Raw genomic sequence first — 13,219 nt, 5'->3', positions numbered from 1 at the left:
ACAGGAAATCTATTGATCGAAAACAAAAAAAAGAGCTGTGTCGTAAAAACACAGCTCTTGAATTGATTTATTTACTTGTTAATTCACCGATAATGTCATTTGCTTGAACATCCTTTTGCTCAACCAATTCAAACTTATCGACTTTATCCATATTGGTTAATGCCACGATCATATCCGTCTTCTTGCCTGCTGCAACAACAGCTTCCAAGTCGACCTTCGCGATCATTTGTCCGCGTCCAACATGCTGTCCAGCTGTCACATAGACAGTGAACGGCTTGCCGCCTAGATCTACTGTATCCAGCCCCATGTGCAATAGCACTTCAATGCCAGAAGGAGTAGTGATTCCCACCGCATGCTTCGTAGGAAAGACATTCGAGATCGTCCCTGACACAGGCGAGAAGATTTCACCAGCAGTTGGCAATACCGCATACCCATCACCCATCATTTTTTCTGAGAAGACATCGTCAGAAACTTCAGTGATCGGCACTAAGCGTCCTTGCGCTACCGCAAACATTGCTTGTGCTTTAGGTGCTTCTTCTACTTCAACCGTCTGCTCGACAACGGCCCGAGAACCGCCTCCGCCGCCATGCAGACGACTCATCTCGTCTGCCACAAACTGGACTTCCGTACCGACGATGACTTGAATATTCTTATCATCGATCACTTTCAATCCAGGAACACCAGTGGCTTTGATCTTGCTTTGATCGACCGCACCAGTATCATTCACTTGCAAACGTAATCGCGTTGTACAGTTGTCGATTGCTGTCACATTTGCTGCGCCGCCTAAGGCATTGTAAATTCTTTCTGCCATCGCTGCGTGCTTGCCGCCGCCTGTTGTATCAATATCCGGTGTTTCTTCACCATCGCCTTCTTCGCGGCCTGGTGTCATCAGATTGAACTTAGTAATCGCAAAACGGAAACCAAAATAGTAAATCGCTGCGAAGACTAAACCTTGTAGAATCAGCATAAATGGCTGATTTGCGACAGGATTTTTTAATGATAAGAAGTAATCAACAAAGCCGGCACTGAAGGCGAACCCAGCAGTCCAATGGAAGAACGCACTTACTGCTAAAGACAAGCCGGTAAAAATAGCATGTAAAACATACACTGGCCATGCCACAAACATGAATGAGAATTCCAACGGCTCAGTAACCCCTGTGAAGAAAGAAGCGAAAGCAGCAGCGATCATTAATGATGCCGTAACTTTTTTCTTTTCTGGGCGAGCACATTGATAGATCGCTAATGCTCCTGCCGGTAAACCGAACATCATTACTGGGAAGAATCCAGCTTGGTACATCCCTGTTTTACCAACGATCGCCAATCCTTGGTCAATCGCTTGTTGGCCGGCCAGGAAGTTTCCAATATCATTAATGCCGGCAACGTCAAACCAAAATACTGAGTTTAATGCGTGGTGCAAGCCGGTCGGAATCAACAGACGGTTGAATAATCCGTACAGTCCTGCTCCGATAAAGCCTAATCCTGAGATACCCTCACCCAAACTAACTAATACATTATAAACCACCGGCCAAACAAATAATAAAACGGCCGAAATAGCTAACATACCTAATGCCGACATGATCGGTACTAAACGTTTTCCGCTAAAGAACGACAACGCCATCGGAAGTTTAACACCGCTGAAACGATTATACATTTCGGCTGCGACTAATCCGGCGATGATCCCTACGAATACGTTGTTTCCCATACTGTTGAAGGCCGGATTCACATCTGCGATATCCTTCAGGCCCAACAATGCTTGAACCGAAGTCGGCGCCAAAACCGCCTTTGGAACAAGATAGGCTACTAAACCAGCCAAAGCTGCGGCTCCGTCCTTGTCTTTTGACATCCCTAAAGCCAAACCGACTGAAAACAGTAATGCCAAATTATCTAAAATTGCTAACCCGCTGTTCATCAAGAATGTGGTCGCCACGTTGGTAACACCCATTCCGACGATCCAGTTGGCGATCCCAACTAAAATGGACGCCGCCGGCAGAACTGCTACTGGCAACATTAACGAACGCCCCATGCGCTGCATATATGCTTTCATATTTTATTCTTCTCCTTCTTGTTCTTTCATTTTTCGCAATCGCTCGACATGAATCGCTACATAGCCCAGCTCTTCTGTCGTGATCGCTAACTGATAATGCTTCATCAAAAAGACCCGAATCTTCTTTGCCACTTGATAACTCTCGGGATACTTGCTGCGGACCATTTCGATAATGTCCTGATCCAAAACAGCATAACGCTGATTCTGATACCGCTGCAGTAACAGACGCAGATGATTGGCTAGACGAGAGTAATCCAAAGCCATTTCACGCGAATGGATATTTACGTCTAACTCTTGTTCGATCAAATGGATCACATCGGAAATAATCGTGACTTCTCTGATACTGTCGTGATTATTATTTTTCCCCGTGCGAGCACTGTGGATATGGATCGCGATATAACCAGCTTCGTCATACCCATAAGGAATCTCTAACGTCCGATTCAGGTAATCGACTGCCCATTGCGCAATGCCAAATTCTTCACCGTAAAGAATCTCGATTTCGCTTAAAAGCTTGTTGCGAATCACGATTCCATTAGCGATATTTTGGGCTGCAAAGGCGATATGGTCTGTTAACGAAATGAAGATGTGCTCATTGAGCTTCTCCATCAGAACAGTCTCCGCATGGTCAATGATCGCTTCTGCAGCAAAAAAATAGGATTCATTTATTTGATTTAATAAGGTCTGTAACTTTTGCTGTCCTTCCGGCTCCATCACAAACAAACGCTCGATCTCACGGGAAAAAAGCAGATCATTTCTTTGCTTATTGAAGCCAACACCTTTACCGATGGCGATCTTTTCTTCTCCGCGATCGTCGACAAGCACTGCATTTTGATTCAATATCTTTTTGATTTTCATTTTCTTTCCTCATTCTGCAGAATAATTTCACTGTTTTGACTAGTTACCGGCCAAGTAAAAAGGCATGGAAAGAAGCACAAGGAGGACTCCTTGCGTTTCTTTCCATGCCTAGTATTATCTAGTCACATGAAACAGTATTGTTAACACTTCTGATTGTATAGACCAATGGAAGTTTTGTCAACACCTTTTTCACAAATTAATTTAAAGAATCTTCATTTTTTTGATAGTTTTCGCACAAAAATTGGATTTCTTGATAGATTTCTTGGCACATCGCCTGATCCTTCGCGTTGGCTCCACTGGCTAATGGATGGCCACCGCCATGATAGCGTTTGGCAAGTTCATTGATGACCGGACCCTTAGAACGAAGGCGGACACGATAATACCCTTCCGGCTGCTCGACAAAAACGGCCCAAGCCATGACAGCATCGATCGTTCCCGGCAGTGGCACAAGTGCTGCCGTATCAGAATCCTTGATCCCATATTTATTTAAGATGGCTTGATCTAAAAAGACATAGCCGGCACCATTCTCATCGATCTGCAAATTCTGGTAAAGGTAGCCTGACAGCTTCGCAACATTTAATGAAATCTGGTCGAGCTCGCGATTCAGCTTCGTCGCGTCAAAGCCATGATCCAACAGTTTCGCGGCTACTCGCAAGGTATGAGAAGTCGTTGCTGGATATAAAAAGCGGCCAGTATCACCGACAATGCCCCCGTATAACAGGCGCGCCGCATTTTCTGTCATCGTTAACCCTTCTGCAAAGGCAAAGTCTGCGATAATCTCGCTGCAGCTGCTGGCTTTTGTATTGACCCAAAGCAAATCACCGTAAGGATCATCATTCGGATGATGGTCGATTTTGATCAGCTTCTCTCCAAGGCCGTAACGTTCATCGCTGATTCGCGGCGCGTTCGCCGTATCGGTCACGATCACTAAAGCCCCTTGATACAAATCGTCAGCAATCTCATCCATTTCAGCTAGAAAATCCAAACCTTCCACCGATCCGCCGACTTGGTAAACTTCCTTTTCTGGAAAGTTCGCCCGCAGAATCTCGGCGAGTCCGCACTGTGAACCCAGCGCATCCGGATCTGGCCGCATATGCCGATGGATAATGATCCGATCGTATTGTTTAATCATCTGTAAAATTTCTTCTGTAATTGTCATTTGATTCCTCTTTCTAAGAACGCTCCATCACTTGGCAGACCACGATCGCTTTAGCAACGATCACATTGTCGATGTAGACTTCCAAATCCACCTTGGCTGAACGCCGGCCTAGTTCTAAAGTTTTCGAATGTATTTCAATCTCGCTTTCCAATTGGATCAAGCGTAAATAATGCAGATTCATTTGTTCAATCAAGGTATTGCGGCGCTGATCCATCAGGATGCTTCGTTGCGCCACATTGGCGACGATCTCGCTTAAGACACCGAATGAAATCGTCCCGACACTATTGACCATCTGGGGCGTAACCTCAAATTTGAAATAAGGATTTTCCAGCAGATTGTCCTCGCGGTCCGTATCGACGGTTACGATATCGCCAACGATTTGATCAGAGATCGTGTTGGACATTTGCGGTTGCCGCTGCACCAGCTGCATCGCCTTCATCACGTCTTGACGGCTGACCATTCCCACTAATGAAAGATCGTCTTTCACCACCGGCATCATTTCAAGTCCATCCCAAATCATTTGATGACTGACAGAGGCGACACTCATGCTTTGTTTAACGACATTCGGGTCACGAGTCATTACGCGGTCGATCATTTGATTTTCCGCTTTGCCTAAAACATCCTTGGCTGTTACGACGCCTAAAACCCGCATACTTTTATTCACCACAGGAAAACGTGAATGACCGGTTTTTTCAGACAGATGATGGTAATTCGAGATCGTATCGCCCGCCTCTAAATAGACCGTTTTTTCCAACGGCGTATAAATATCACTGACCTGCATAATATCCTTTTTGATCAATTGGTCACTCAATGCCCGGTTGATCATGGTTGCCACAGTAAATGAATCATAGGTCGTACTCAAAACAGGCAATTCCAAATCATCCGCCAGCTTCGCGATCTCCGGCGTCGTATCAAAACCACCGGTAATCAGCACAGCAGCCCCATCTTGCAGCGCTAATTTTTGCGCACCTTCACGATTTCCGATGATCAATAATGACCCCGGCGTGATATAACGGCGCATCGCATCTTCCGTCATGGCACCGATAACAAATTTATTCAAGTCCTTGTCTAATCCGTTTGAACCGCCTAAAACTTCGCCCTCAATGATGCGAACCACCTCACCAAAGGTCAAGCGCTCAATGTTTTTCTTTAATTTTCGTTCGATCCGGATCGTTCCTACCCGTTGGATCGTCGATACCAAACCAATATTTTCCGCGTCTTTGATCGCGCGGTAAGCAGTCCCTTCACTGACACTTAGATTCTTGGCAATACTGCGAACAGAGATACGCTCGCCCACTGGCAGATTTTCGATATGTTCTAAAATCAAATCATGTTTTGTCGCCATAGTTTCCTCCCGTTATAGCATTTATCTATCGTATTAGTACAGCTTAGCAAAACCAGTATAACAGAGTACCTAAAAAAAAAGAAGTCAACCGTTACCATTCAAGTAACAATCAACTTCTTTTGTACTAGTAAATTTTTTAATTCACCGCTTTTTTACTGAAACGCACAAGCGAGATCACCAAGGCAATGACACAGATTACCAAAGAGGCCATGAAGGTCACCCGCATTCCAAAGATAAAAATATCCGGCCGACCATCAATATAAGTCGTTACCCGTTGACCATAAGACGCGCTCATCCCGCTATATAGAATCGTCGTCGATAACGCGATCCCGATGACCATGCCAAGATTTCTAGCGAATGAATTCATACTGCCGGCTACTCCAAGGTTTTCCTTTTCAACACTGCTCATGACGATCGTGTTATTCGGAGATTGGAACAGCGCATTACCCATTCCCATGATCGCCGTTGCCAACACATAGTACCAGATCGGACTCAGCTGATTCATGAAGACATACAATAATTGCGTGATAGATAACAGCGTCAAGCCGATCAAAACCAGTTTTTGCGGTCCGATTTTATCCGTCAAATATCCGCTCAAGGGGGAACCGATGACCATCAAGAAAGGAAAGACCATCATCAATAATCCCGCATAGCTGGCGCTCAAGCCCCGCGCATTTTGCAAGTAAAACGGCATGACCACGTTCACGAAAAAGTTGGCCGAAAAAATCAACAGCGCGGTGATCAAGCTCATGGTAAACATTTTATTTTTCAAAATGCTAAATACCAATAACGGATATTCTTTTCGCTTTTCCACTTGAATAAAGCAGATGAAAAACACGATCGCAACGATCAGCAAAATCAACGGCAAGGTGTGAACATACCCCACCTCTTGTCCGATAAAGACCGCACCAAAAAAGCTCATGATCGTTACGGCAAACGTGACAAACCCCAGCCAATCGATCTTCTTCTTGGACATCGTAATATCCTTCGGTAAAAACTTTTCACCGATCAGAATCGTCAAAATTCCCACCGGAACATTGATCCAGAAAATATACGACCAAGAAAAATGCGCCAAGATCAACCCGCCGATTCCCGGTCCTGCGATCGAGCCTAGTGAGACAAACGCACCGATTGCACCTAACGCTCTTCCTCGTTCATTCATCGGAAAGACCTCAGTCGTGATCCCTGTATTAGTTGCCATCGTCATACTGGCGCCAATCCCTTGAATCACCCGGCCAAAAAGCAGCATCGCCAATGAATGATTGAAGCCGCACAGCAGCGATCCTAAAGTAAAGATGAGCGTACCGATTCGATATACCTTGATCTTGCCAAAGCTGTCTCCGACTTTTCCGAAAAGCAGCAGACAAGCACAGACGATCATCAGATAGATCGACACGACCCATTCGGCCTTATTCATCGGCACTGCCAGATCCTTTGAAATCGTCGGCAGCGCGATATTTACGATACTAGAGTCCAAGGTGGACATAAAGGTAAACATCGCGACAGACACTAAAATCCACCAGCGATTCTTTTGAACCACTGGATCATCTTGATAGGTTTTCATTAAAAAGACTTCCTTCCACAAAAATAGACCATAGCTATTCTAAAGGATAGTCTTCAAAAAAAGCAAACCAAAACAAAAACGAGAGATTACTCTCCCGTTTGTTTATCATATTTTCCATGTTCACGATCTTCAAAAGTCATGAAATAGCCATTCGTTATTCTCTTTTCATAAACATGATGGCAATTGGGGCACTCCACCGGCATTGCTTCTTTCGGATGTTCCTGAACATTTAATATTTCATCAACAAAAAAATGGGTGCCGCAATTTGGACACTTTAATGGTTTTTCCAACATATAACCAGCCCTCTCTACATTTGCTACTACTACAATAATACTCCTTTTTGCCAAAAAAACAGAGTGGTAAGTATTAAAAAAAGCATCTCCGATCAAAAAATGATGAGAGATACTTTAGAGGTAATTATTTGCGGCGTCCGCGACGTTGATTTGCCTCCATGATAACTGGCAGAATCACTGGACGACGTTTGGTTTGTTCAAATAAATAGCGGCTCAGCTGATCGCGGATATCTTGTTTTAATTTGCTCCATTCGAAATCATCCGAATGCAGATGCTTTTCTACGATCTCACTAGTCGTTTCGGCGCTTTCCTTGATCAAATCACGACTGGCTTTGATATAGACGAAGCCGCGAGAAGTAATCTGCGGTGCCGATACGATTTTTTTCAGTTTGCGGTCGATCGTTACTACAATAACGAAGATCCCATCATCTGACAGCACTTTACGATCGCGTAATACGATATTGCCGATATCTCCGACACCGATCCCATCGATCATGATATTGTCCGCTGGTACGCTGCCGGCAGCACTCATATGTTTATTTTTGTACTCCAGCACATCGCCGCGGCCGGTAATGAAAATGTCCTTAAACGGAATACCCATTTCATTTGCCAGACGAGCATGAGCAGCCAGTTGACGATATTCCCCCTGTACCGGAATAAAATACTTCGGCGACATAAAGTTCATCATCATTTGCAGATCACGCGGGTTGGCATGTCCAGAAACGCGTAAGTTTTCAGAGATGCTCTTCACAATTCCGCCAGCACGATAGATCATGTCTTCGGTTTTCGCGACAGTTGTTTCCATCGCGATCGTCGGTGTCGTGGTGATGTAAACGAGATCGCCATCTTCAATCTTCAAATTGCGGTGAGAACGATTCGCCATTTTTTGCAATGACTTGATCGGTTCACCCATGCGGCCTGTTTCTAAAACGATCAATTCTTCTGGCGCATATTTCTTCATTTCCTTGATCGTAATCAAGATATCTTCAGGAACCTCTAACTTATTCAGACGCATCGCTGTTTTGATGATGCGATCTAAATCCTGTCCGGTCAAGACGACTTTGCGTCCAGCTTTTTCTGCTGCGTTTAGGATTTGCTGCACGCGCTGCAGGTTGCTGGCGACACTAGCCACGATGATTCGGCCGTCCCATTCATTGATGGTATCGTAAACTTCGCTGGCGATTTCTCGTTCAGAAGCGACTTGGATCGGATTTTCAGCATTAGATGAAGAACTCAGTAACGCCAAAACGCCTTCCGAACCGATCTCAGCTAACCGACGATAATTCGTCGCGTACATTGGGATCGCAGTCGGATCAAATTTGAAGTCTCCAGTATAAACCACACTGCCTTCAGCCGTTTTCAAGCTGATCCCCACAGAATCAGGAATTGTATGGGTCGTTCGGAAAAAGCTGATGACCGCAGTGCCAAAATCGATCTCTGTATGCTCGTCGATCACGTGAAAATCTTTAAAGCCTTTGCTTTCTTCATTTTGACTCACGTTTAATTTGGCTAACTCAATCGTCAATTCCGTTCCGAAGACCGGTACTGCCACCTCAGATACTAAATAAGGCAGTGCTCCGATCGCATCCGCATGTCCATGAGTCAAGAAGACCCCCGCCACACGCTCCGCATTTTCAATTAAATAGGTAAAATCAGGAATCACAACATCGATTCCCAGCAATTCATTTTCTGGATATTTCAGTCCGCAATCTAGGACGAAAATATCGTTATCCACTTCAACCGCGTACATGTTTTTACCATTTTCACGTACTCCGCTGAAGGGAATTATTTTGACTGTACTCAAAAAATCCACCTCTCTAAAATTTTCTATAATAGATTTATCTATTGTTTTCAGCTTCCTCAGACCCCGTAATCAGTTCGGTCTGTGCCTATACTCATTAGCTATTATACATGATTTTTTCTGAAAAACCATTGATGGGAAATGAATGCCTGCTCTCCTTTAAAAGAATCTTACTTTGGCAACGGATTTTTCTATTCATTCAAGCTAGAATAGTCGGTATTTTCAAAACACAAAAAAAGCGTGAATCATTACTCACGCTTTTTGGCTTCTATTCAAATAAACCCATGTCATACATTGTTTCGGCGATTTGCAGCGAGTTCCAGGCAGCGCCCTTTAACAAGTTATCGGACACGACCCAAAGATGCACACCTTTTTCCTCATCTGGATCTTTACGAATCCGGCCAACGAATGTGCCTTTTTTACCGACACTGTTCAACGCCTGCGGATAGATTTGCTGACTTGGATCATCCTCCAACACCGCGCCGGGTGCTTTGGCGATCAAGGCTTGGATATCTGCTACCGTCGCAGTTTTCTCCGTTTCAATGTAGACAGATTCGGAATGTCCGCTCATCACTGGAATTCGGACACAAGTCGCTGAGACCTTGATCGCGTCATCTTCCATGATTTTCTTCGTTTCATTGATCATTTTCCATTCTTCATTCGTGTAGCCTTCATCGGCGAATACATCGATTTGAGGCAGAGCATTGAAGGCTAGTGGATAATGCTTCTCGTCACCGCCGCACGGCAGAATATCTGCCTTCCATTCATCGACAGGCTTCTCAGCTAAGAAGTCTCGCGTTTGCTGTTTCAATTCTTCCATCGCCTGATTCCCAGCGCCTGATACCGCCTGATAAGTTGATACGATCACTCGTTTCAAACCATAGGCTTGGCGAATCGGCTCCAAGGCTACCATCATTTGGATTGTCGAACAGTTAGGATTGGCGATGATACCCTTATGATTGCGCAAGGCTTCCGGATTCACTTCCGGCACCACCAATGGTACTTCTGGGTCCATTCGGAAATGGCTGGTGTTATCCACTACGACCGCTCCGCGTTTAACTGCTTCTGGTGCAAACTTGGCAGAGATTCCGCCGCCTGCTGAGAATAGCGCAAGATCAACGTCTTCGAATGAATCAGGTACTAATTCTTCGATCGTTTGGGTCTCGCCTTTAAATGAAAGTTGCTTTCCAGCAGAACGCTTCGAAGCCAAAAATTTTACTGTACCTAATGGCAAAGAACTATCTTCTAATAGCTTGATCATTTGTGTTCCTACTGCGCCAGTAGCGCCGACGACTGCAACGTTCATTTTTCTCATCATAATCACTCTTTCGTTTCATAGTATTTTAACAGTTTATCATATTTGTTCCGAAACGCAAGTCATCTTTCATTATTCTGCTTCATTCAAATTGTTAAAACTTTCAACACAATATTAGTCTTATTTTCCAACAGTTCGATTGACCTAAATAATTGATATAACAAAGATAAAATAAACTTTCTAATCAAAATATTGTAAAAAGTTTTAAAAAAACGAAGATTATTGAATAATTTTATTGTAGTTTTCTAATAAAAGCTTTAGAATTAATACAGAAGCGTTATTCACAGGAGGTCGATCAATGGAAGTTAACGGGTTTATCATTAAGCAGATGCGCGAAGATGCTGGTTTACCACGTGATACTTTTAGTGCAATCTGTCCACCAGCCGAATTAGAACTGATTGAAGTAAAAAATGAAGGCGCGTTAGAGGTTATTTTAGATCTTTGTGGAAAGTTGAACATTTTCTATCATCAGGCTTTTCCAGAAGCCACCCTTTTAACAGAAGTTTCCTTATTGAACATCGTCCGCAGCTTACATTTACGTCAAGAGTTTTCGAGTGTTTTATTTTTGTTGGATACTTATGGAAAGAAAATTACTTACAACAATGCACGAATCGTTGGCCACCTGTTGTATTTTCGAGCCTATGCAAATCTATTCGGCAATCACGATACCAAAAAAGCCGTCTACTATTTTCAACGAGCCTATACTTTTTTACACGATGAAAAACGCTATGAACCGCTAGTACTCAGGGGATTAGCCACTTGTTATCAAGCAAACGAAGAAAAAAAGCGCGCACGCATTTTTTTTGAACGCGCTGAACAATTGGAGGAAAAAATGAATACTCAATTACAATTAGGTCCATCTTATTATCATGCAGCTTGTTACTACGCCGATCGCGGAAATCAGGAAAAAGCCAATGAGCTTTGTGATGAAGGAATCGAAACCTTATTAGAAGTAAATCTGTCCGCTGGTTTGGAAGAATTGTTCTTTGAAAAAGCCATTATCCAAGAAGATCTCGCCGAACAAGTTCAGTTATTAAAGCAGGCCGATTACTATGCTGACTTAAACAATAATCACCAGCTTAAAGAATTGATCAACAAAAAACTGACAAATAATTAATAAAAAGAGCACGAGAACGGCTAAGCAATTTAGCTGATCCCGTGCTTTTATTCTTATCTACACATTTTCCAAAGCCTTCTTTGGTCGATAAAAGACCATGTACAAAACAGCAACGATCAGCGGGATCACAGCACAGAAAATATAGATATGCTGATAAGAGCCTAAGATTCCTTTGATCGCTCCCAATAAATAAGGTCCAACCCCTAAGCCCAGATCAAGCCCAATGAAATAAGTCGAAAGGGCTACACCGATCCGAGCCGTGTCAACGAGCTTCAAGGTGACTGCTTGACCGTTCGCCATAAAGGTACCATACCCCAACCCTACAAACGCTCCGGCAACCAATAAGACAACCGCGTTTCCGGTAAAGGCTAACAAAAGCAAGCCGATCGTCAGACAAATAAAGCTTGGATACATCACGGCGTTCTCACCGTGCTTGTCAAAAATTTTCCCTGACATTGGCCGTGTCACAGTAACCACCAATGCGTAAACCACAAAGAAGAAGGCACCGGCTGTTACTAAATGCAACTGATCCGCATAAATCGAAAGAAAACCTAAAACACTCGAATAAGCGATCCCAATTAAAAAGGCAATGCCGGCAATAAACAGGACTTTGAGCTCAATAAAGCTTTCTAAACTAAATGTATTGATTCTTGCTCGATGCTCTTCAGTTAAAACAATATTTTCTACTTTGAACTTGAAGCAAGCTATCGCAGTGATAAAAGCTAAAATGACAGCAAGAACGATGATCGCTTTAAAACCAACCAGCGGCAATAAAAGCAACCCGATAAACGGACCAATCGCTGCGGCCAAACTGGTACTCAACCCGTAATAATTGATTCCTTCGCCATATTTTGCTTCCGGAATATAAGCCGTGACGATAGCGTTGGCCGCTGTCGATACCGCCCCATAACCAAACCCATTTAAGAAACGCACACCATCTAAAATAAAGATGTTGCTGCTGATCAAATAGGCGGCCGTAGTAATCAAATAAAATAGTGCGCCGTAACGCAGGACTGCTCGGCGGCCGAATAATTCCAATTTCTTTCCGATATATAAACGAGCCAGCAATGTTCCGATAATATAGATTCCCACCGCAAATCCTGCCTGTGCGGTCGTTGCTCCTAAACTCTGTGTTGCATATTTCGCCGTGATCACGACAAAACAATAATAAACTAAAAAGACGACAAAATTGATAATTGTAATTGTGACAAAACCTTTATTGAATAACTTTTCTTCTTCCTTAATTTTCATTACCCACTCTCATTATTATGCGATACTCTCATTTAATTTTTTCAAATCAGAAATTTTTTCCGCGACCTTATTATAGTTAGACGGATAACGATCCACCGCTTGACTAATAAATAAATCTCGCGTGTGGTCAAACGCCGCTAAAAAATCGGTAAGTGCTTCGTCATTTTCCTGCGTATAATCCTTTCTCAGCATCAAAGCATTCTGATAAGCATCATTTAGAAAAACTAAAACTGCTTCCTTTTCAAACCGTACCCTGTAGGCCGATTCCAATCGTTCGATCATTGCACATGTCCATTTCTTCATGAATAATCACTCCTTTTTCATAATAAAGAATTTATTTTTCCTAGTTCACGAAAAATAAGTTCGATTTTCAAGCCGTATATCATCCAACTAGTTCTTTGTACTTCATTTCAGTTAGGCTTTTTCTTTCCCTCTTTTCTTATAAACTGGGAAAAGTTGGACTGACATCCTTTTT

11 protein-coding genes are annotated in these 13,219 nt (G+C 43.4%); 1 reads left to right on the top strand and 10 read right to left on the bottom strand.

Annotated features, from left to right (window positions below):
- Positions 1–67 precede the first annotated feature (67 nt).
- From nagE to A5875_RS16290, 8 genes are all read right to left on the bottom strand, one after another.
- Positions 68–2,044 (bottom strand): N-acetylglucosamine-specific PTS transporter subunit IIBC, encoded by a 1,977-nt coding sequence (gene nagE, locus A5875_RS16325; RefSeq protein WP_088934568.1) that lies wholly within the window; start codon positions 2,042–2,044, stop codon positions 68–70.
- 3 nt (positions 2,045–2,047) lie between these two features.
- Positions 2,048–2,899: a PRD domain-containing protein gene (locus A5875_RS16320; RefSeq protein ID WP_088934567.1), complete on the bottom strand. Its 852-nt coding sequence runs from the start codon at positions 2,897–2,899 to the stop codon at positions 2,048–2,050.
- A 196-nt stretch (positions 2,900–3,095) separates the two neighbouring features.
- Positions 3,096–4,058, bottom strand: a complete 963-nt coding sequence (locus A5875_RS16315) for a DHH family phosphoesterase (RefSeq protein ID WP_088934566.1) — start codon at positions 4,056–4,058, stop codon at positions 3,096–3,098.
- Positions 4,059–4,071: 13 nt separating this feature from the next.
- Positions 4,072–5,403, bottom strand: coding sequence for a DRTGG domain-containing protein (locus A5875_RS16310; protein ID WP_088934565.1), 1,332 nt, complete (start codon positions 5,401–5,403; stop codon positions 4,072–4,074).
- Positions 5,404–5,539: 136 nt separating this feature from the next.
- Positions 5,540–6,967, bottom strand: coding sequence for an MFS transporter (locus A5875_RS16305; RefSeq protein WP_088934564.1), 1,428 nt, complete (start codon positions 6,965–6,967; stop codon positions 5,540–5,542).
- An 86-nt stretch (positions 6,968–7,053) separates the two neighbouring features.
- Positions 7,054–7,260 carry an MJ0042-type zinc finger domain-containing protein gene (locus tag A5875_RS16300; RefSeq protein ID WP_088934563.1) on the bottom strand — a complete coding sequence of 69 codons (207 nt, stop codon included), beginning with the start codon at positions 7,258–7,260 and terminating at the stop codon, positions 7,054–7,056.
- A 124-nt stretch (positions 7,261–7,384) separates the two neighbouring features.
- Entirely contained in the window at positions 7,385–9,064 is a 1,680-nt protein-coding gene (locus A5875_RS16295) for a ribonuclease J (protein ID WP_088934562.1), read from the bottom strand.
- A gap of 265 nt (positions 9,065–9,329) precedes the next feature.
- On the bottom strand, positions 9,330–10,376 hold the full coding sequence (locus A5875_RS16290; protein ID WP_088934561.1) for an aspartate-semialdehyde dehydrogenase: 1,047 nt from the start codon (positions 10,374–10,376) through the stop codon (positions 9,330–9,332).
- A gap of 298 nt (positions 10,377–10,674) precedes the next feature.
- On the opposite strand from A5875_RS16290, the gene A5875_RS16285 reads away from it, so the two are divergent.
- Positions 10,675–11,493 carry a hypothetical protein gene (locus A5875_RS16285; RefSeq protein WP_088934560.1) on the top strand — a complete coding sequence of 273 codons (819 nt, stop codon included), beginning with the start codon at positions 10,675–10,677 and terminating at the stop codon, positions 11,491–11,493.
- Positions 11,494–11,550: 57 nt separating this feature from the next.
- Here the strand turns inward: A5875_RS16285 and A5875_RS16280 are convergent, their stop codons facing one another.
- Together A5875_RS16280 and A5875_RS16275 are read right to left on the bottom strand one after the other, a co-directional pair.
- Positions 11,551–12,744 (bottom strand): MFS transporter, encoded by a 1,194-nt coding sequence (locus A5875_RS16280; RefSeq protein WP_088934559.1) that lies wholly within the window; start codon positions 12,742–12,744, stop codon positions 11,551–11,553.
- A gap of 15 nt (positions 12,745–12,759) precedes the next feature.
- The gene (locus tag A5875_RS16275) at positions 12,760–13,047 is read right to left on the bottom strand and encodes a hypothetical protein (protein WP_171004999.1); all 288 of its coding nucleotides are present in this window, start codon (positions 13,045–13,047) and stop codon (positions 12,760–12,762) included.
- Positions 13,048–13,219 lie beyond the last annotated feature (172 nt).

Origin of the sequence: Enterococcus sp. 3H8_DIV0648, from assembly GCF_002140655.1 — a bacterium.
GTDB lineage: Bacteria > Bacillota > Bacilli > Lactobacillales > Enterococcaceae > Enterococcus_A > Enterococcus_A hulanensis.
The sequence above is the reverse complement of the archived record's forward strand: the minus strand, read 5'-3'. Positions and strand labels throughout refer to the sequence as shown.